The organism is Enterobacter sp. 241F3 (genome assembly GCF_034106785.1).
GTDB lineage: Bacteria > Pseudomonadota > Gammaproteobacteria > Enterobacterales > Enterobacteriaceae > Enterobacter > Enterobacter vonholyi.
Window position 1 is genome coordinate 781,637 of record NZ_JAWNDD010000001.1, and the last position, 19,652, is coordinate 801,288.

General features: G+C 60.4%; 23 protein-coding genes and 1 riboswitch. Of the genes, 11 read left to right on the top strand and 12 right to left on the bottom strand.

Annotated elements, in window-relative coordinates; translation table 11 throughout:
- Window positions 1-5: 5 nt before the first annotated feature.
- From rutD to rutG, 4 genes are read left to right on the top strand one after another with little or no spacing between them, the layout of a single operon-like run.
- Window positions 6-806: a pyrimidine utilization protein D gene (rutD, locus tag UR504_RS03715; RefSeq protein WP_302234714.1), complete on the top strand. Its 801-nt coding sequence runs from the start codon at window positions 6-8 to the stop codon at window positions 804-806.
- Window positions 807-815: 9 nt separating this feature from the next.
- Entirely contained in the window at window positions 816-1,406 is a 591-nt protein-coding gene (locus UR504_RS03720) for a malonic semialdehyde reductase (protein ID WP_111964497.1), read from the top strand.
- 9 nt (window positions 1,407-1,415) lie between these two features.
- The gene (rutF, locus tag UR504_RS03725) at window positions 1,416-1,910 is read left to right on the top strand and encodes an NADH-dependent FMN reductase RutF (RefSeq protein WP_111964498.1); all 495 of its coding nucleotides are present in this window, start codon (window positions 1,416-1,418) and stop codon (window positions 1,908-1,910) included.
- 21 nt (window positions 1,911-1,931) lie between these two features.
- On the top strand, window positions 1,932-3,254 hold the full coding sequence (rutG, locus tag UR504_RS03730) for a pyrimidine utilization transport protein G (RefSeq protein WP_320739343.1): 1,323 nt from the start codon (window positions 1,932-1,934) through the stop codon (window positions 3,252-3,254).
- Here rutG and UR504_RS03735 read toward each other — a convergent pair.
- The gene (locus UR504_RS03735; RefSeq protein ID WP_149366309.1) at window positions 3,242-4,165 is read right to left on the bottom strand and encodes a DMT family transporter; all 924 of its coding nucleotides are present in this window, start codon (window positions 4,163-4,165) and stop codon (window positions 3,242-3,244) included. The genes rutG and UR504_RS03735 overlap by 13 nt on opposite strands.
- 117 nt (window positions 4,166-4,282) lie before the next feature.
- Window positions 4,283-4,453, bottom strand: coding sequence for a general stress protein (locus UR504_RS03740; protein ID WP_302234711.1), 171 nt, complete (start codon window positions 4,451-4,453; stop codon window positions 4,283-4,285).
- A 391-nt stretch (window positions 4,454-4,844) separates the two neighbouring features.
- Here UR504_RS03740 and wrbA point away from each other — a divergent pair, with 391 nt between their 5' ends.
- Together wrbA and UR504_RS03750 are read left to right on the top strand one after the other, a co-directional pair.
- Window positions 4,845-5,441: an NAD(P)H:quinone oxidoreductase gene (gene wrbA, locus UR504_RS03745; RefSeq protein WP_094934934.1), complete on the top strand. Its 597-nt coding sequence runs from the start codon at window positions 4,845-4,847 to the stop codon at window positions 5,439-5,441.
- A gap of 20 nt (window positions 5,442-5,461) precedes the next feature.
- On the top strand, window positions 5,462-5,689 hold the full coding sequence (locus tag UR504_RS03750) for a YccJ family protein (RefSeq protein ID WP_008499832.1): 228 nt from the start codon (window positions 5,462-5,464) through the stop codon (window positions 5,687-5,689).
- Between the two features lie 33 nt (window positions 5,690-5,722).
- Here the strand turns inward: UR504_RS03750 and agp are convergent, their stop codons facing one another.
- Entirely contained in the window at window positions 5,723-6,964 is a 1,242-nt protein-coding gene (gene agp / locus UR504_RS03755; RefSeq protein ID WP_127730335.1) for a bifunctional glucose-1-phosphatase/inositol phosphatase, read from the bottom strand.
- 152 nt (window positions 6,965-7,116) lie between these two features.
- Between agp and UR504_RS03760 the strand changes: the two genes are divergently transcribed.
- Both UR504_RS03760 and UR504_RS03765 read left to right on the top strand, forming a co-directional pair.
- Window positions 7,117-7,560, top strand: coding sequence for a winged helix-turn-helix transcriptional regulator (locus tag UR504_RS03760; RefSeq protein WP_302234710.1), 444 nt, complete (start codon window positions 7,117-7,119; stop codon window positions 7,558-7,560).
- Between the two features lie 124 nt (window positions 7,561-7,684).
- Entirely contained in the window at window positions 7,685-8,479 is a 795-nt protein-coding gene (locus tag UR504_RS03765) for an SDR family NAD(P)-dependent oxidoreductase (RefSeq protein WP_302234709.1), read from the top strand.
- A 1-nt stretch (window position 8,480) separates the two neighbouring features.
- Here the strand turns inward: UR504_RS03765 and UR504_RS03770 are convergent, their stop codons facing one another.
- Window positions 8,481-8,840, bottom strand: a complete 360-nt coding sequence (locus tag UR504_RS03770) for a winged helix-turn-helix transcriptional regulator (protein WP_023335206.1) — start codon at window positions 8,838-8,840, stop codon at window positions 8,481-8,483.
- Window positions 8,841-8,940: 100 nt separating this feature from the next.
- On the opposite strand from UR504_RS03770, the gene UR504_RS03775 reads away from it, so the two are divergent.
- The gene (locus UR504_RS03775) at window positions 8,941-9,690 is read left to right on the top strand and encodes an SDR family oxidoreductase (protein ID WP_302234708.1); all 750 of its coding nucleotides are present in this window, start codon (window positions 8,941-8,943) and stop codon (window positions 9,688-9,690) included.
- Between the two features lies 1 nt (window position 9,691).
- Here UR504_RS03775 and UR504_RS03780 read toward each other — a convergent pair whose 3' ends face one another.
- Window positions 9,692-10,195 (bottom strand): DedA family protein, encoded by a 504-nt coding sequence (locus tag UR504_RS03780; protein WP_136194661.1) that lies wholly within the window; start codon window positions 10,193-10,195, stop codon window positions 9,692-9,694.
- Window positions 10,196-10,353: 158 nt separating this feature from the next.
- A riboswitch (M-box (ykoK) riboswitch) is annotated at window positions 10,354-10,523 on the top strand.
- A gap of 60 nt (window positions 10,524-10,583) precedes the next feature.
- Here UR504_RS03780 and UR504_RS03785 point away from each other — a divergent pair.
- The gene (locus UR504_RS03785) at window positions 10,584-11,585 is read left to right on the top strand and encodes a magnesium transporter (RefSeq protein ID WP_111964506.1); all 1,002 of its coding nucleotides are present in this window, start codon (window positions 10,584-10,586) and stop codon (window positions 11,583-11,585) included.
- Here UR504_RS03785 and hpxK read toward each other — a convergent pair.
- From hpxK to hpxU, 7 genes are all read right to left on the bottom strand, one after another.
- The gene (gene hpxK, locus UR504_RS03790; protein ID WP_302234707.1) at window positions 11,551-12,843 is read right to left on the bottom strand and encodes an allantoate amidohydrolase; all 1,293 of its coding nucleotides are present in this window, start codon (window positions 12,841-12,843) and stop codon (window positions 11,551-11,553) included. The genes UR504_RS03785 and hpxK overlap by 35 nt on opposite strands.
- A complete protein-coding gene (locus UR504_RS03795; protein ID WP_302234706.1) occupies window positions 12,810-14,051 on the bottom strand; it encodes a pyridoxal-phosphate-dependent aminotransferase family protein in 1,242 nt (413 codons plus the stop codon). Before UR504_RS03795 ends, hpxK begins: the two co-directional genes overlap by 34 nt.
- A gap of 13 nt (window positions 14,052-14,064) precedes the next feature.
- A complete protein-coding gene (locus tag UR504_RS03800) occupies window positions 14,065-14,802 on the bottom strand; it encodes an amino acid ABC transporter ATP-binding protein (RefSeq protein WP_008499843.1) in 738 nt (245 codons plus the stop codon).
- Window positions 14,783-15,439 carry an amino acid ABC transporter permease gene (locus UR504_RS03805; protein WP_302235034.1) on the bottom strand — a complete coding sequence of 219 codons (657 nt, stop codon included), beginning with the start codon at window positions 15,437-15,439 and terminating at the stop codon, window positions 14,783-14,785. The genes UR504_RS03800 and UR504_RS03805 overlap by 20 nt, the downstream gene beginning before the upstream one ends.
- On the bottom strand, window positions 15,439-16,104 hold the full coding sequence (locus UR504_RS03810) for an amino acid ABC transporter permease (RefSeq protein ID WP_320739345.1): 666 nt from the start codon (window positions 16,102-16,104) through the stop codon (window positions 15,439-15,441). The genes UR504_RS03805 and UR504_RS03810 overlap by 1 nt, the downstream gene beginning before the upstream one ends.
- 4 nt (window positions 16,105-16,108) lie before the next feature.
- Window positions 16,109-16,891, bottom strand: coding sequence for a transporter substrate-binding domain-containing protein (locus UR504_RS03815; RefSeq protein WP_023311064.1), 783 nt, complete (start codon window positions 16,889-16,891; stop codon window positions 16,109-16,111).
- Between the two features lie 191 nt (window positions 16,892-17,082).
- Window positions 17,083-17,922 (bottom strand): MurR/RpiR family transcriptional regulator HpxU, encoded by an 840-nt coding sequence (gene hpxU, locus UR504_RS03820; protein ID WP_302234705.1) that lies wholly within the window; start codon window positions 17,920-17,922, stop codon window positions 17,083-17,085.
- Between the two features lie 142 nt (window positions 17,923-18,064).
- Between hpxU and hpxW the strand changes: the two genes are divergently transcribed.
- The gene (hpxW, locus tag UR504_RS03825; protein WP_320739346.1) at window positions 18,065-19,648 is read left to right on the top strand and encodes an oxamate amidohydrolase; all 1,584 of its coding nucleotides are present in this window, start codon (window positions 18,065-18,067) and stop codon (window positions 19,646-19,648) included.
- The last annotated feature ends 4 nt before the right edge of the window (window positions 19,649-19,652 follow it).

Genomic DNA, 19,652 nt, shown 5'->3' on the forward strand with positions numbered 1-19,652 from the left:
CAGATATGAAACTCTCCATCTCGCCGCCACCGTACGAAGGTGCACCCGTGGTGGTCCTTATTGCCGGTCTCGGCGGCAGCGGCAGCTACTGGCTGCCACAGCTGGCCGCGCTGGAGCCGGAGTATCAGGTGGTGTGCTATGACCAGCGCGGAACGGGCAATAACCCCGACGTCCTGCCGGAAGGGTACAGCCTTGCAGAGATGGCGGACGAACTGGACCAGGCGCTGGCTGAGGCCGGAATTGCACGCTACAGCGTCGTCGGCCACGCGCTGGGGGCGCTGGTCGGCCTGCAGCTGGCCCTCGACAGGCCCGACGCCCTCACCGCGCTGGTGTGCGTCAACGGCTGGCTGACCCTCAACGCCCATACCCGCCGCTGCTTTCAGATCCGCGAGCGCCTGCTGCATTACGGTGGCCCACAGGCGTGGGTTGAGGCGCAGCCGCTGTTTCTCTACCCGGCAGACTGGATGGCCGCTCGCGCGCCCCGCCTGGAGGCCGAAGAAGCGCTGGCGCTGGCCCATTTTCAGGGAAAAGCCAACCTGCTGCACAGGCTCAGCGCCCTGAAAAAGGCCGACTTCAGCCGCCACGCCGCACGCATCCGCTGCCCGGTACAGATCATCTGTTCCGCCGACGACATGCTGGTGCCCTCTGTCTGCTCGTCTGAACTGCAGGCTGCGATCCCGAACAGCCACAGCGCGGTGATGCGCCAGGGCGGGCATGCCTGCAACGTCACCGAGCCGGACGCCTTTAACACCCTGCTGCTGAACGGGCTGGCCAGCCTGCTGCACAGCCCTGAACCCGCTTTATAAGGAGCTTTAATGAGCGAAGCCATTACCCCCGCCGCGCTGGAAACGCTGTTCACCGGCGCCCGCACCCATAACGGCTGGCAGGATATAGCCGTCAGCGACGAGACGCTGCGCGAAATCTACGACCTGATGAAATGGGGGCCAACCTCCGCCAACTGCTCCCCGGCGCGGATTGTGTTTGTGCGAAGCGCTGAGGGAAAAGAGAAGCTGCGTCCGGCGCTCTCCAGCGGCAACCTGGAGAAAACGCTTACCGCCCCGGTCACGGCGATTGTCGCCTGGGACGGTGAATTCTACGAGCGCCTGCCTGAACTGTTCCCGCACGGCGATGCCCGAAGCTGGTTTACCGCAAGCCCCGCGCTGGCGGAAGAGACCGCCTTTCGCAACAGCTCGCTGCAGGCCGCCTACATGATTTTCGCCTGTCGCGCGCTGGGGCTGGATACCGGCCCGATGTCGGGCTTTGACCGCCAAAAGGTCGACGAGGCTTTTTTCACCGGCACGACGCTTAAAAGCAACCTGCTGATCAACATTGGCTACGGCGACCCGGGCAAACTTTACGGCCGCCTGCCGCGCCTGACCTTCGACGATGCCTGCGGGCTGGCGTAAGGAGCGATCATGACGACACCGGATAAGCAAACCTTTCGCGACGCCATGGCCTGCGTTGGCGCGGCGGTGAATATCATCACCACCGACGGCCCGGCGGGGATGGCAGGCTTCACCGCCAGCGCGGTGTGCAGCGTCACGGATTCACCGCCCACCCTGCTGGTGTGCCTGAACCGCGGCGCGTCCGTCTGGCCGACGTTCAGCGAAAACCGCACCCTTTGCGTGAATACCCTGAGCGCCGGACAGGAACCGCTCTCAAACCTCTTTGGCGGCAAAACGCCAATGGAAGAACGCTTCGCCGCCGCCCGCTGGCAAACGGGCGACACGGGCTGTCCGCGCCTGGAGGAGGCGCTGGCCTCGTTTGACTGCCGGATCAGCCAGGTGGTGAGCGTCGGTACGCACGACATTCTGTTTTGCGACATCGTTTCGATTATTCGCCACCCCGCGCCGCAAGGCCTGGTGTGGTTTGACCGCGGCTACCACGCGCTGATGCGACCCGCCTGTTAACCCGCTTTAAGGAGACAGACCATGTTCGGATTTCCCCAATGGCAGTTGAAATCGACCTCCACAGAAGCTGGCGTGGTCGCGCCGGATGAACGACTCCCGCTCGGGCAGACGATGGTGATGGGCGTCCAGCACGCGGTCGCCATGTTTGGCGCCACGGTATTGATGCCGATGCTGATGGGACTCGATCCCAACCTCTCTATTCTGATGTCGGGTATCGGTACCCTGCTGTTCTTTTTTGTCACCGGCGGGCGCGTGCCCAGCTATCTCGGCTCCAGCGCCGCATTTGTCGGGGTGGTGATCGCCACTACCGGGTTTAACGGCCAGGGAATCAACCCCAACCTGAGCGTGGCCCTCGGCGGCATCATCGCCTGCGGTCTGGTGTATACCCTGATTGGTCTGGTGGTAATGAAGATCGGCACGCGCTGGATCGAACGCATGATGCCTCCAGTTGTGACCGGCGCGGTGGTGATGGCGATTGGCCTGAACCTTGCGCCGATTGCAGTGAAAAGCGTCTCCGGCTCGCCCTTTGAAAGCTGGATGGCCGTCGTGACCGTGCTGTGCATCGGTCTGGTGGCGGTCTTTACGCGGGGCATGATCCAGCGGCTGCTGATCCTGGTCGGGTTGATTGTCGCCTGTCTGGTATATGCCCTGCTGGCAAACGTTTTTGGTCTGGGCAAGCCGGTTGACTTTACGCTGCTGCATCAGGCCGCCTGGTTCGGCCTGCCGAAAATCACCTCGCCCACCTTTAACACCCAGGCGATGATGCTTATCGCACCGGTGGCGGTGATCCTGGTGGCGGAAAACCTTGGTCACCTGAAGGCGGTCGCGGGGATGACCGGGCGCAGTATGGATCCGTACATGGGCCGCGCTTTCGTCGGCGACGGGCTGGCGACCATGCTCTCCGGTTCCGTGGGCGGCAGCGGCGTCACCACCTATGCCGAAAACATCGGCGTGATGGCGGTAACCAAAGTCTATTCGACGCTGGTCTTTGTCGCGGCGGCGGTGATGGCGATGCTGCTCGGCTTCTCGCCGAAGTTCGGCGCGCTGATCCACACCATTCCGTCACCGGTCATCGGCGGGGCCTCAATCGTGGTGTTTGGGCTGATCGCGGTGGCCGGCGCGCGTATCTGGGTGCAGCATCGGGTCGATCTCAGCCAGAACGGCAACCTGATTATGGTGGCCGTCACGCTGGTGCTGGGCGCGGGCGATTTTGCCCTGACGCTGGGCGGGTTTACGATCGGCGGGATTGGTACGGCCACCTTCGGCGCGATCCTGCTTAACGCCCTGCTGAGCCGCCGGATGGCCGCTGCGCCGCAGGGCGAGGTGGTGCGTCAGGATTCGTGATTTAACGTCGCGCTGTCATCTTCTGGCAGCGCGTTTTTCTTCCGCTTGAGCTTCAGCTCGCTCACCAGCACCCCGGCGACAATAAACGCCGCGCCCACCAGGGCCAGCAGCGGCAAACGCTCGCCGGCGAGTCGCCCGAAAATGCCTGCCCAGACCGGCTCACCGGTGTAGATCACCGTTGCCCGCGTCGGCGACACGCTGCGCTGCGCCCAGTTCATGGTGACCTGGATAATGGCGCTGAAGATACCCAGCCCCAGTGCGACTACCACCAGACCGGTGGACATCTGCGGCACGGACTCCCCTGCCGGAACCATCGTCGCAAAGGCCACCAGAGACGCCGTCGCGAGCTGCACCACCGTTACGCGTTTGACGTCGACCTTGCCCGCCCAGGCGCTAATCAGAATAATTTCCGCCGCAATGGCGATCGCCCCAATCAGGGTAATGATTTCGCCCGGCCCCAGTGCCAGAAGATTGTTTTCCGGCCCGGCCAGCAAAATCAGACCGATAAACGCCAGCACTATGCCAATACAGGACATCATCCCCGGCAGCCGACCCAGGCAGAGCCACTGCAGCAGCGGCACCAGGGGCACATACATGGCGGTGATAAATGCGGATTTGCTGCTGGAGATGGTCTGCAATCCCCACGTCTGGAGGCTGTAGCCCATCGCTATCGCCACCCCAATCGCCACGCCGGCCTTAAGCTCTTTCAGCGTCAGCCCCCTCAGCGTTTTAAGCGAAATTAGCCCCACGGCAAGCGCCGCCGTCGCAAAGCGCAGGCCAACAAAAAAGAACGGATCGCTGAGGGTCACCGCGTACTGAACGGCCAGAAACGTCCCGCCCCAGAACATGGTGATGAGAATGAGGATGGCTTCCTGCGGTTTAACGGAGAATTTGAAGCGTGAGACAGACATGCGGCACCAGAAAGAGAAAACAATTCTGTAGTGTGCGTTGCCTTTGGTTACAGTTCAATGTTGCAGAAATAAAAAAACCGCCGGGAGATCCCGGCGGCAGAGGTTCAACCCGGCGTATTACTTACTGCTGCCGTGGCTGTTTTTCCCCCCTTTTTTACCAGCTTCTGATGCGCGCTGAGGGTCTTTTTTAAAATTGCCCCCGCTGTGCTGGCCACCTTTACGACCTGCTTCTGATGCTCTTTCACGGTCTTCAGCGAAATTACCTGAACCACCACGATGGTTTGCCATCTCTAACCTCCAGAGTGTGAAACATTAGACATCATATTGCATTCAGTAAAAGAGGATTCTTTCACCTCGCGGCGCAAGGACGACGCCTCAATCTGTGCCGCGTGAAACTAAGCTTAGTGGACTGAGGCTGTCCGGCAAGCCACAGGTAATATCCTGCAACATGATCTCAGTCTTTCAGGTGAGATGACGGGGCGGGGATGCATAAGCCTTTCTTATCATTTTAAAAATCAGCGCCTGGAAAGTTGTATCATTTTGCTACAAAGCCATTTTTCTACTCATGTTGTTATAAATCAAATAAATGGCGTTCATTTTTGCAGTCTGGCCGTGATGGCATATCTTTAAAAGAGCGCAGCGATCCGCTGTCAGAGAAACCAACGAGGAGTGAAGCAAAATGGCAAAAGTTCTGGTGCTCTATTATTCCATGTATGGACACATTGAAACCATGGCTCACGCGGTAGCAGAAGGTGCAAACAGGGTTGACGGCGTTGAGGTTGTGGTGAAACGCGTACCGGAAACCATGCATGCGGAAGCCTTCCTGAAAGCCGGGGGGAAAACGCAAAACGCCCCGGTCGCCACCCCGCAGGAGCTGGCGGATTATGATGCCATTATCTTCGGCACCCCGACCCGCTTCGGCAATATGTCAGGCCAGATGCGCACCTTCCTCGATCAAACCGGCGGGCTTTGGGCATCCGGGGCGCTCTACGGCAAACTCGCCAGCGTATTCAGCTCAACCGGCACCGGCGGCGGTCAGGAGCAGACGATTACCTCAACCTGGACTACCCTTGCTCATCACGGGATGGTGATTGTGCCGATTGGCTACGGCGCGCAGGAGCTGTTTGACATTTCCCAGGTGCGTGGCGGTACGCCGTACGGCGCAACCACCATTGCCGGTGGTGATGGCTCACGTCAGCCAAGCAATGAAGAACTGTCTATCGCCCGCTATCAGGGTGAATACGTCGCGGGTCTGGCCAAAAAACTGAACGGCTAACACCCAACAGGAGGACAAGCATGCCAACTCAAGAATCCAAAGCTCACCACGTGGGCGAATGGGCAAGTTTACGCAACACCTCTCCGGAGATTGCCGAAGCTATCTTTGAAGTCGCGAAATACGATGAAAAGCTGGCCGAGCAGATTTGGGAGGAAGGTAACGATGAGGTGCTGGTGCGCGCCTTCGAAAAAACGGATAAAGACTCGCTCTTCTGGGGCGAGCAAACCATCGAACGTAAAAACGTCTAAGCGTTTCCCCCCGCCGCAGCGGGGGGTTCTCTTTTACTTCGCCGCGTTATTCATCACCGCATTGAATTTGTCGACAGGACAGAAGCCGTTCGCATCTACCGGGCAGCCTTTCAGCTCCAGCGTCACGCGCTGTGCAGGCGACTGCAGCGACAGCACGCTGGCGTTGCGCAGCTGCTCTGAGCTCTGATAGACATACTCAATTTTCATCAACTCCTGGTTGGCATTTTTGTCATGCCAGCGCTGGAAGACAATCTTGCCGCCAATCGGGGTGCGTTCCTGCTGGTCGTGCAGCTGATACGGTTTGAAATCCAGGGCCGTCAGCAGGGAAGCAATGTTCGAATCATGCCCCACCAGCAGGGTGATCTTAGGCGCTTTAGCCTGGTCGGTGACCAGCGTTTTATCGATATATTTCACCAGCGGCTTCGCTACGTTTTGCGCCACCTCGGTTGAGGTAAACAGCGAGTCCTGATAGCCGTTCTTCAGCTTCGACAGCACGCGCCACTGCTGGTCGGTTTTGATTTCTCCCCAGGCCACCTGGTCGGCCGGGAAGCCTTCGTAATACTGCAGCGTAAACGCGTCCACCAGCGAGTTACCCACCTTCAGCGGCCCGGATACGCCAGGCTCTTTTTCATAGTCGGCGCTGAAGGTATCTTTTGCGTCCGCCAGAGAGCAGACTTTTTTCTCTTTGCAGGACGGCGAATCGGCGTAGTTCGTCATCTGCTCAAGCAGCTTATAGCTTTCGCCAAGCTGCATTTTCTGCCGCTCGGTCTCCATCGCCTTGAGCGCTTTTTCGCGGAATTCCGGCGAGTTATCGGTAATCACCGGGTTGAACGTCGGGTCCATGGTGCCCATTTTTTCCTGATGGTGCACGGGCACATCGCAGCCCGGGAACGCGCCGGTAATGAAGAACTGCGCGGTGGCGACGGTACGCTGCAGGCTGTTGGCGTAAGCATAAACGCTATCCGCCGCTGGACATTCTCCCGTCTTCACCATCCCCTGCTGCGCCAGCCACTCGCGCATGTAATGGCCCATATAGACTTCCAGCACGCCACCTTTGGTGGTGAGCTGACCGCCCGGCACCTCCCACTCCGGCCACTGCTTCGGCGTGGACTGCTCCAGCACGCTGCCGTTATTAGCGAGCGGCGCGCGCAGGTTATGGCGACTCATGATTAAAACTTGCTCCAGCTGATACCCTTCCGGCGTCTCTTGCGCCTGCACGCCAAACGTTGCTGAAATGGAACCGGCGACTGCCAGCGCGAGTAGTGCTTTTCTCATCCCTAATTCCTCACTCGTTTTAAAATGTCGCGTTCAGTGTGACAGATTCGTCACAATTTTCCGGGAAGCATTTCTCAAACTGATGATTAACATGCTTACGACGCGTGCAGATTAGTTTTATAATAAAACCACACCCCACCGGAGAATTCGCTGTGAAACGTACCCGCCTTGAAGAGAGCACCTGCCCCGTCGCCCGTTCGCTGGATATTATAGGCGACTGGTGGTCGCTGCTGATTGTTCGCGACGCGCTACGCGGGATTAAACGCTTCGGCGAGTTCCAGAAAAGCCTCGGTATCGCAAAAAATATGCTGACTATGCGGCTAAAACTGCTGGTCGACGAGGGCATCCTCCGGCTTCAGCCCGCGTCTGACGGCAGCGCCTGGCAGGAGTATGTCCTGACCGATAAAGGGCGCGCCCTGCAAACGGTGCTGGTTGCCCTCTCCCAGTGGGGCAACGAGTTTTTGTTCGCGGAAAACGAATGCGGCACCGTGCTGGTCGATACCGAACAGCGCAAACCTCTGCGTAAACTGGCGCTTATCGCCGACGACGGGCGCGAACTGACGCCTGAAGAGATCGTGGCTAAACTCCCCTCCTGACCGTTCCCGACGGCAAAAGCACAAAATGCTCGCAAATATAGTTGCATTATAAAACCAAATAGCAGAGAGTTTATTCAGTTTCATATTGAAACCAAATAACCCACTTTGCTTTGAGGTAACACAGATGACTACGCAAATCACCACCGCCCTGATTACGGGTGCCTCTTCCGGGATCGGTGCCGTCTATGCTGACCGCCTTGCCGCGCGCGGCGCTAACCTGGTGCTGGTCGCCCGTCGCGAGGATCGCCTGAAAATCCTCGCCACCGACCTTCGCGCGCGCTATGGCGTGGCCGTCAATATTCTGGTTGCCGATCTCACCGATGAAGCCGGGATCCGCGCCGTGGAAGAAGAGCTGCGCAGCAATACCGCCATTGATACGCTCGTTAACAACGCGGGCACCGCGCAGATGGCACCGTTCCTCGCGGGCGAGGTGGCGCAGCATCAGGCCATCAATACCCTGAACACCACGGCGCTGATGCGTCTGACCTACGCCATCCTGCCGCGCCTGGCGCAGAACAATCGCGGCACGCTGATCAATATCGCGTCCGTGCTGGCCCTGCACGTCCGGGCGGGCAGCGCGCTTTACAGCGCCACCAAGGCGTGGGTGTTGAGCTTTACACGTGGGTTACAGGAAGAATTTGCCGACAGCAACGTGCGCATTCAGGCCGTACTGCCTGCCGCCACGGCGACTGAAATCTGGAGCCATTCAGGCGTCACGGTGGACGATCTGCCGGAAGGATCGGTGATGACCACCGACGATATGGTGGATGCGTCGCTGGCGGGTCTGGATCAGGGTGAACCGATCACCATCCCGCCGATGCATGACGCTGGCCTGTGGGATCGCTACGAAGCGGCGCGCCTTGAGCTGTTCAACAGCGCGCGCACCGGCATTCCGGCACCGCGCTACGTAAAACAGTAGCCTAACGCTCAAGCTGGTCGCCGTACTCGCTCATCCAGGCGGCCAGCGGGGAGAGTGCGTCCTGCAGGGTTAACCCCAGCTCGGTTATCTGATACTCCACGCGCGGCGGGATCTCCGGGTAGACCGTCCGCGTCACCAGCCCGCGCTGCTCAAACAGGCGCAGCTGCTTAGTCAGCTCTTTCTGCGTGATGGGGGCAGCCGCCCGCAGCAGATCGCCAAAGCGTACGGGCGTATTAAAGACAATCAGGCGATAGAGAATGGGGATCGCCCATTTACCGGAAATCAGGTTCACAAACTGCGTCATCGGGCAGGTATACGCCTCAGATTTTTTTTCGCAGCACACCTCCAGCATTTCTGCCATAGCACACCTCTTGCCTCTTTAGTATCCATTTGGTACCTGGTTTCCTTTCGATACTAACGTTTCTATAGTGCTTTCTCCAGTGACATTTCAGGAGAAGAATATGGGTCGTTTAACAGATAAATATACGCTGATTACCGGCGGCACCAGCGGCATCGGCCTCGCCACCGCGCAGGCGTTTATCGCCGAAGGCGCGCGCGTCGCCGTGACCGGGCGTAACCCGGACACCCTCGCCGAAGCAGAACGTATTCTTGGCGATAAGGCCTGGGTGATCCCAACCGATGCGGGCGATATCGCGTCGCAAAAAGCGCTGGCGGAAACCCTCGCCACCCGCTGGCCGCGCCTGGACGCGGTGTTCCTCAACGCCGGCGACGTAACGCACGCGCCGCTGGAAGAGTGGCGGGAAGAGACCTGGGATCGCCTGATGGGCATCAACCTGAAGGGACCGTTCTTTTTGATTCAGGCGCTGCTGCCGCTGCTGAATAACCCGTCGTCGGTGATCCTCTGCGGCTCCGTGAGCGCGCGCATCGGCCTGCCCACCAGCAGCGTGTATGCCGCGAGCAAGGCCGCCCTGCTGTCGCTGGCGCGCACGCTCTCGGCGGAACTGCTGCCGCGCGGGATACGCGTCAACGGCCTGAGCCCCGGTCCGGTGGAGACCCCGGCGTTTACCAAAACGGGCTTAAGCGACGAGGCGCTTAACGCGATGATGGCGGAAATCATCAAGCTGGTGCCGCTCGGCAGAATGGGCTCAACGGCGGAGCTGGCAAAAGCCGCGCTCTATCTGGCGTCCGACGAGTCGAGCTACACGGTGGGAACCGAGCTGCTGGTGGACGGCGGAATGGGGAGCCTGTAACTCAAAAGGCGCTGATGCCGGTGACCGCGCCGACATACAGCGCCGCCCACGCGCAGGCGGAAAGCAGGCTGACGGCGTAGACCTTTGCTGCATTCAGCCTGAGCATACCCGCTGCCAGCGGCACGATGTAACGCAGCACCGCCAGAAAGCGCGACGTAAACAGTGCGATGACGCCGTTCTTTTGCAGCTGATGCTGTACCCGTAAAAACGTAGCGGCATGCTTCGACGTAAAGCGCGTGACCAGCCGGGTGTGCCCCATCAGCTGCCCTAAGTGGTAGTTCAGCACCGATCCCGCCGTTGCCCCCATCACTACGGCCAGCCATGCCAACGCAGGATGCATGCTCCCCTGGCTGACGGTAATGCCCGCCAGCAGCATCACCGACGCGGGCGGCAGCACGGAGGAGATCAGCACCGTCGATTTACTCAGCGCCATCACAAATAACAGCGCGAAAAGATGTGCCGGATACAGCGCAAAATGATTCAGCAGATTATCAAGCCACGCCATTTTCTCTCCTCCGTTAATTATTTAATCCTCCATTTAAAATGAACAAACCTAAATAAACCCTCAACGCTTTATTAATAATATTTATCTAAACCGTTCTTAAACATTATTTAATTTCCTGAGCGGTAAATTTAAACAGGCGTATTATTTCCCTCGTTTTACAACGATCTCGTTATGGCGAGGCTCCTGTACAAATACACGTTATCGCTCTGGTAGGTTCGAGAGAACCGGCACAGGGTAAAACAGGCACTGTCGAATCAAGGCTTTGTCAGTATAACTTCCCTCACGGGATACGGTGTACAGTGCTGAACCCAGGACGTGGGGATCTCCTCTTCGACATGCCCTGTCTTGCTCGCCCCTGAGAGATGTTATTATTCAAAGGGAATTCACTATGTCTTACGCTATTCACAACCAAAACCTGGCATTCAATGACAGCGCTGTTGCGCAATATATGAATACCGATTTTATTGTCCTTGATATTTCATTATGCGTGGCGCTGGCGCGCGAGCAATTCTTCGAAAAATTAAAAGACGACGATATTCCGTCTCATATTTTTATTGAAGACAATGGTCGACTGGCGGGCATGATTGCCGTGCGTAAATTGCTGCAAACCGCCGACACGGTCCAGCCGGTGAAATCGCTGATGATTTCGCAGTTTTTGCAGGTCAAACCGGAGGATGAACGTGCCGACGTTGCCGGACTGCTGGCGCACGGCGGGGCGGATGTGGTGCCTGTGGTCACCCACGGCAAGCTCGTCGGCTGCCTGACGGAGCGCGAAATCGCCCATCTGCTGGAAGATGACGTCACCGAAGACGCCCAGCTTCAGGGGGCGACGCTACCGCTGGAGAAGCCCTATCTGGATACCAGTCCGTATAGCCTGTGGAAGAAACGCTCCGTCTGGCTGCTGCTGCTTTTTGTCGCAGAAGCCTACACCAGCTCGGTGATCCAGCATTTCGAAGAGGCGCTGGAGTCCGCCATCGCGCTGGCGTTCTTTATTCCACTGCTGATCGGCACAGGCGGCAACAGCGGGACGCAGATCACCTCCACGCTGGTGCGCGCCATGGCGCTGGGAGAAGTCCGTCTGCGCGACGTTGGCCGCGTGCTGCGTAAAGAGATGACCACCTCGCTGATGATTGCCGCCACGCTCGGTATCGCAGGGTGTATCCGCGCCTGGATGATGGGGATTGGGCTGGAGATTACGCTCATCGTCAGCCTGACGCTGGTGTGCATTACGCTCTGGAGTGCAATTGTGTCGTCCGTCATTCCGATGGTGCTCAAGCGCTGCGGCATTGACCCGGCTGTCGTCTCCGCGCCGTTTATTGCGACGCTTATCGACGGTACCGGGCTGATTATCTACTTTAAGATCGCGCAATATACGCTGGGGCTGGAGTAACGCGGTCCGCCAGCTGGATCACCGCTCGCGAAAACGCCTCAATCACCAGGGCGACATCTTCAGCCATCACCGATTCCGCCGGATGGTGGCTGACGCCTCCTTTGCAGCGCACAAACAGCATGCCGACCGGCCAGCGTTCCGCGATGGCAATCGCATCGTGGCCCGCACCGCTGGGTAGCGATAGCGAGCGACCCTGTACCGATTTGACCGCCTCCTCCAGCACGTTTTGCAGGTGGGTATCGCACGGCGTGGCGGCAATGCGGTAAAACTCCTCGGCGCTGAAGTCCAGATTGCGGCGCGATGCGATCGCCTGCGCATGCTCCAGCAGCTCGTTAAGCAACCGATCCAGCGGCGCATCCTGCGGGCCGCGAATATCCAGCGAGAGCTGAACCTCGCCGGGGATCACGTTCACCGCCCCCGGCAGGCAGCGCAGTTCGCCAACCGTCGCCACCAGGTTTCCGCCCTGCTGTCGGGTAGCGTTTTCAATGATGACCATCCACTCGGCGGCGGCGGCCAGCGCATCCCTGCGGTGGTGCATCGGCACGGTTCCCGCGTGCCCGGCCTCGCCGGTAAAGCGGCAGTTCAGACGACGCGCGCCGTTAATGGCTTGCACCACGCCCAGGGCGAGCGCCTCCTGCTCAAGGCACGGCCCCTGCTCAATATGCAGCTCCAGATAGGCGCTGAAATCCTCCTGACGGCGCGCGGCATGCAACACGCGGGCAGGATCGAGCCCCACCAGAGTCATCGCCTGCGCCACGCTGATTCCGCTGGCGTCGGCTTTCTCCAGCCAGCCCTGCGGCCAGGTGCCGGTGATGCCCCGGCTGCCTAACAGCGTAATGCCGAAGCGGGTACCCTCTTCGTCGCAAAAGCCGACAATCTCGATGGCCTGCGCCAGATGCACACCCTGCTGGTGCAGGCTGTCCACCACCTCAATGGCGGCAAGCACCCCGAGCATGCCGTCGTAGCGCCCGGCATTGCGCACGGTATCGAGATGCGAGCCGAGCAGCACCGCCTGCGCCCCCTCCTGCTGGCCTTCATAGCGTCCGCAGATATTGCCCACGCTGTCCTGCCAGACGGTCATGCCCGCCTGGCGCATCCACTCTCCGACCAGCTGGTTAGCCTGCAGATGCTGCGTGGAGAGATAGACCCGCGTCAGGCCGTCCGGGGTTTCGCTGATGGCGGCCAGCGCGTCGGCGCGCGCCATCACCCGCTCTGCCGCCGGGCTCATTGCGGCGTCTCGCGGCGATAGTGGTCCCATGCGGCCTGCATGGCGGCCCCCTGCGTGGTGGAGAATTTCAGGTAGTTGAGCACCGACTCCAGCGCGCTCAGGGTGGTCATCACGCAGTCCTTGCGTGCGTTGTAGCCCATGGTGCCAATGCGCCAAACTTTGCCGTGCAGCGGGCCAAACGAGGTGCCGATTTCAATCCCGAAATCCTCCAGCATCAGCTTACGCACCTGGTCACCGTTGATGCCCTGCGGGATCACCACGCCCAGCACGTTGTTCATCTTGTGCTTCAGGTCGCCGAAGGTCTCCAGCCCCATCGCCTGAATGCCCTTCAGGAGCGCATCGCCGTGCAGCCTGTGGCGAGCGATGCCGTTATCCAGCCCTTCCTGCAGGATCAGACGCGCGCACTCGCGGGCGCCAAACAGCGCGGTGGTGGCTTCGGTGTGGTGGTTAAGACGTTCCGGCCCCCAGTAGTCCATCACCATGCCGAGATCGAAGTAGTTGGAGTAGATCATCTCCTCGTCGCCGTCGCGGTGGGCGTCGGTGCGTATGCCTTCCTCAACGCATTTGCGGCGGCGGATCGCCTCCTCCATGCGCGCGCTCAGGGTGATCGGCGAGGTGCCCGACGGGCCGCCGAGGCATTTCTGCATCCCGGCAGAGACGGCATCCAGCCCCCAGGCATCGGTTTCCAGCGCGTTACCGCCGAGCGACGCGGTGGCATCGGTGTAAAACAGCACGTCGTAGCGGCGGCAGATCGCGCCCAGCTCGGCGAGCGGCTGCAGCATGGTGGTGGAGGTGTCGCCCTGCACGGTCAGCAGCAGGCGCGGACGAATACGCTTAATCGCATCCTCGACCTGATCCGGGGTAAACACCTCGCCCCACGGCACCTCGATGGTATGCACCTCCGCGCGGCAGCGGCGGGCAATTTCGCACAGCAGGTGGCCAAAGCGGCCAAAGACTGGCACCAGCACCTTATCTCCCGGGCGGATGGCGGAGACCAGAATGGCTTCAATCCCCGCGCGGGAGGTACCGTCCACCAGCATCGTCCAGCGGTTTTCGGTGCGGAATACCCCGCGATAAAGCGCCATCACCTCGTTCATGTAATGGGTCATGGCCGGGTCGTACTGCCCGATCAGCTGGCTCGACATGGCGCGCAGCACGCGCGGGTCGGCGTTGATCGGGCCCGGCCCCATCAGCAGGCGCTGCGGCGGGTTGATTTGCGGAAATTGTGCGATATCCATTGTTAAGTCCTTATCAGTTGAGGCCGCGCACGGAGGAGATGAACTGCTTCAGTTCCGTGGTCTGCGGGTTGGCGAACAGCGTTTTGCTGTCGCCCTGCTCCCAGACTTTCCCCTGGTGCATAAACACCACGCGGTCGCCCACTTCGCGGGCAAAATTCATTTCATGGGTAACCAGTATGAGCGTCATCCCCTCGGCCGCCAGCTGCTCCAGAACTTTGAGCACTTCGCCCACCAGCTCCGGGTCGAGCGCGGAGGTGATCTCATCGCAGAGCAATACTTTCGGCGACATCGCCAGCGCGCGGGCAATCGCCACGCGCTGCTGCTGGCCGCCGGAGAGGCTCGACGGGTAGTAATCCAGACGATCGCCGAGGCCAACCTTCTCCAGCATGCGCTGCGCCAGCTCGCGGCATTCGGCGGCGCTTTTCTTTAGCACCCGACGCGGGGCGAGCATCACGTTTTCCAGCGCCGTCATGTGCGGGAACAGGTTGAAGCTCTGGAACACCATCCCCACCGAGCGGCTGATTTCACGCGCCTGGGAATCCCGGTCGGTAATGGTCATGCCGCCCAGCTTGATGCTGCCGTCCTGATAGCCTTCCAGACCGTTAATGCAGCGCAGCAGCGTGCTTTTGCCCGATCCGCTGCGCCCGATAATGGAGATTACCTGGCCCATGTCGATATCCAGATCGACGCCCTTGAGCACGTGGTTATCGCCGTAGTACTTCTGCACCTGATTAATGGTGATGAGAGGCATTGAATTTCGTCTCCAGATAGCGGCTGTAGCGCGACAGCGGATAACACAGAATAAAGTAGCCCAGCGCCACCAGCGCAAAGACCTTAAACGGCTGATAGGTCACGTTGGTCAGCATGGTTCCGGCCTTGGTCAGCTCGACAAAACCGATAATCGACGCCAGCGCGGTGCCTTTGATCACCTGCACGGCAAAGCCGACCGTCGGCGCGATGCCGATGCGCAGCGCCTGCGGGGCGACGACGCGAAACAGGGTCTGGCCGAAGGTCAGCCCCAGGCAGCGCGACGCTTCCCACTGCCCCTTCGGTAAAGCGCGAATGCAGCCGTTCCAGATATCGAGCAGAAACGCGCTGGTGTAAAACGTCAGCGCCAGCGAGGCGGCGGTCCACGGCGAGACGTCGATGCCGAACAGCGCCACGCCGAAGAAGGCCAGGAACAGCTGCATCAGCAGCGGCGTGCCCTGAAACAGCTCAATATAGCCGCGGATAATGCGCGTCACCGTGCGCCCGCCCGTCAGGCGCAGCAGCAGGAGAGGCAGGGTTACCACCGCCCCGCCGACGAACGCCACCAGCGACAGCAGCACCGTCCAGCGTCCGGCCAGCAGCAGGTTGCGAATAATGTCCCAGTCGGTAAAGGTGGTCATCATGCCTGCACCCCCAGCCATTTGCGTCCTGCCGCCATCATCAGCTGGCGCAGAGTTATCGACAGCGCCAGGTAAACCCCGGTTGTCACCAGATAAACCTCAAAGCTCAAAAACGTTCTGGACTGGATCAGGTTGGCGGCGAAGGTCAGCTCTTCATAGGAGACCTGCGACACCACCGACGAGCCGAGCATCACGATGATGCACTGGCTCACCAGCGCCGGGTAGATGCGCTGCAGCGCGGGCGGCAGCACCACACGAATAAAGGTCTGCAGGCGGGTGAGCCCCAGCACGCGTCCGGCTTCCCACTGCCCTTTCGGCGTGACCTGAATGCCCGCGCGGATAATCTCGGTGCTGTAGGCGCCCAGGTTTACCACCATGGCCAGCAGCGCCGCTTCCCCCGCCGTCATCTTCAGGCCAAGATTTGGCAGGCCGAAGACAATGAAAAACAGCTGTACCACAAACGGCGTGTTGCGGATGATCTCCACGTAGCCGCCCCAGATCCGGCTGAACCAGGTCGTGCGTCCGCTGCGGATCGCCGCCCCGAAAATCCCTATCGCCAGCCCGCCGACGGTCGCCATCACCGTCAGCTGAACGGTGACCCACAGCCCTGCCAGCAGCTCCGGCCAGTGCGGCCAGAGCGCGGAGAAATCAAGTTGCTCAGTCATCGGCTCAGGCGCCAAGGTTTGCCGGCAGCGGGGCCTTCAGCCATTGCTCAGACAGGCCGTTCAGCGTGCCGTCCTTGATGCCCTGCTCAATCAGCGCATCCACTTTTGCCTTCAGAGCCGGTTCGTTTTTCTTCAGGCCAATAAAGCACGGCGAATCTTTCAGCATAAAGCTCGGCACCGGGGCTTTATCCGCGTTCTGGCGCGAAATGGCCGCCACCACGAGGTTACCGGTTGCCACGTACTGCACCTGTCCCGACAGGTAAGCGGAGAGCGTGGTGTTATTGTCTTCGTAGCGCTTCACGTCCGCGTCTTTCGGCGCCAGTCCGGTCAGCACCATGTCCTCCACCGCCCCGCGCGTCACGCCGATGGTTTTTCCGCTCAGCGCGGCGGCGTCCTTCAGCTCGGCCCCTTTTGGACCAAACACGCCAAGGAAGAACGGCGCGTAGGCGCGGCTGAAGTCGATTACCTTCTCGCGCTCCGGGTTTTTACCGAGGCTGGAAATGACCAGGTCCACCTTATCGGTTTGCAGGTACGGCACGCGGTTGGCGCTGGTCACCGGCACCAGCTGCAGCTTGAGCTTCATCTGTTTAGCCAGATATCGCGCCATATCGATGTCGTACCCCTGGGGCTGCAGATCGGTCCCCACCGAGCCAAACGGCGGGAAGTCCTGCGGAACGGCAATACGGATAGTGCCGCGCTTCTCGATATCCTGTAGCTGGTCAGCCTTTGCCGGCAGCTGTGTGAAGAGGCATGCTGCCCCGGCCAGTGCAATCAACAATTTTTTCATGGTGCTTCCCCGTAACGTTAACATGAAACAAAAGATTCTTTAAATGTGATTCTGCAACTAATGTGCCAGATAAGGCGAAGCGGGAAATATTCTTTTAAAGCCTTATAAAACGCGGGCGGGGCGAAAATGCTCTCCATTTTCGCCCCGCCATTACGCACCATTTTAATGCAAAGCACCAGCCTGATGCCCCATTATCGCTGTTCGAGCTCGTCCAGCTGCTGATAGAGGGAGGCAATCTCGTGAATGCGCGGACGGCCTTTATCGAGGATCTCATGCAGGAAGGCGTTCGCCAGCAGGTTGATCAGACTGTTAACCGAGGAATAGCTGTCATAGGCCGAGACGCTGTCCAGCGGGGCGCAGAGCTGCCAGCTGGCGAGCGGAAACAGGCTGTGGGCCTGCGGCTCGCACATCAGCAGCACCGGAATACCGCTGCTCTGAAGCTGCTGCATCAGCGGGCGGATAATGCGCGGACGGCGGCGGAAGGCCATCATGACCACCAGATCGTCCGGCGTTAAGTCCACCAGCTCCTCGCTCAGGCTCTGCCCCGGCTGCGGCAGCACCAGCACCTGACCGCGCGCCTGCAGCAGCTGCTGGCGCAGGTGCAGCGCCGCCGGATAGGCGTTACGCATGCCGATAATGACAATGCGGCGCGCCCTGACCATGCAGGTCATGGCGTCGGCAAACTGCTGCGCATCGAGGGCATTGACCCACTGGGTCAGGTTTGCCATCTCCTGCTTATAGTGGCGCGCCAGCAGCGTATTGCCCTGCACCGCGTCGCGATTATCGGTGAGCGGCATCCCGCTCTGGCGCAGGGTGCGCAGCTCTTCGCGCATGTCCTTATATTTCTCATAGCCCAGACGCTTAAACAGACGGCTCACCGTGGCTTTCGACACCCCGCTCAGCTGCGCCAGCTCGGCGCTGTTGTAGCTAATGAGATCGTCAAAATGATCAAAAATAAAGTCCGCCACCCGCTGCTCCTGCGGCGACAGCGACGGGTATTGTGCTTTCAGACGTTCATCCAGTTGTTCCATAGCGCCTCTGTAACTTTTGTTTCATCACATTTTGGTTTTCATTCTACCTTTCATTATACGTGCCAGTTTACTGAAACTTTTCTTTCAGAACTGGAACAGCTTTTGCAGCGCCTTGTGACTTTCAGGGTTACGAGGACTCTTCATGCAAAGTAATGTCTCCACACACGGTATGGCGGTTGCGCCCCACCACCTCGCCAGCCAGAGCGCGCTGACGGTGCTACGCGAGGGCGGCAGCGCGATAGAAGCGATGGTCGCGGCGGCGGCCACCATCGCCGTAGTTTACCCGCATATGAACGGGCTAGGCGGCGATGGCTTCTGGCTTATCGTACCGCCGGAAGGCGACCCCATCGCCATTGACGCCAGCGGCGCGGCGGGATCGCACGCGACGCTGGCCGCCTACGACGGGCTCACGCAGATCCCCCATCGCGGACCGCAGGCGGCGCTAACCGTCGCCGGCACGGTCAGCGGCTGGGACGAGGCGCTGAAGGTTTCCCGTGAGATGACCGGCAAGTCGCTGCCGCTGGCCCGCCTGCTGGCCGACGCCATTGACTACGCGCAGAACGGCACGCCGGTCACGGCCTCTCAGGCTCACGCCACCGCCAGCAAGTTCGACGAGCTGAAGGATGTGCCGGGCTTCGCGGAAACCTGGCTGGTCGACGGCAAGCCGCCGCAGGCCGGGAGCCGCTTTTACCAGCCCGCCATGGCCACGACCCTGAGGCGCCTGGCGGAAGACGGTCTGGACAGTTTTTATCGCGGCCCGCTGGCGGACGTGCTGGCGCACGGCATGGAGACGCTGGGCCTGCCCGTTACGCTGGCCGATTTACACGCCCACGCAGCCCGGCGCACCGCGCCGCTGAAGCTGGAGCATCAGCAGGGAGAGATCTTTAACCACGCTCCGCCGACGCAGGGGCTGGTCTCGCTGGCGATACTCGGCATCACCGACCGCCTGAACATGGCGGAGGCCGACGACGCCGAAACCCTTCACCGCATCGTTGAAGCCACCAAGCTGGCCTTTGGCCTGCGCGATGCCCACATCACCGATCCGCGCGAGCTGAAAACCGATATTCAGGATCTGCTGGATCCCGCCGCCCTGCAGGCGCTTGCCGACAGGATTGACGACGGCCGCGCCGCGCCGTGGGGTACCGGAAAAGGCCCCGGCGATACGGTGTGGATGGGGGTGATGGACAGCAGCGGGCTTGCCGTGTCGTTTATCCAGAGCCTTTATCACGAGTTCGGCAGCGGCGTTGTCCTGCCCGATACCGGCATCGTCTGGCAGAACCGCGGCGCATCTTTCAGCCTCGATCCTGCCCATCTTCTGGCCCTCGCGCCGGGCAAACAGCCGTTCCACACCCTGAACCCGGCGGCGGCGCGTCTGAAGGACGGTCGCGTGATGGTCTACGGATCGATGGGCGGCGACGGACAGCCGCAAACCCAGGCCGCGATCTTTACCCGCTACGCGATTCAGGGCGTGCCTTTACAGGAGAGCATTTCCCGCCCGCGCTGGCTGCTGGGGCGCACCTGGGGACAAACCTCGGACACCCTAAAGCTTGAAGGACTTTTTTCACCCGAGACGGTCGCGCGCCTGCGGGCACTCGGTCACGAGGTGGAGCTTTTCCCTGACTTTAGTGAAGCCATGGGCCACGCGGGCGCGATTGTCCGCCACCCCAACGGGCTGTTCGAAGGGGCATTTGACCCGCGCAGCAACGGCGCGGCCGCCGGATTCTGAGGAG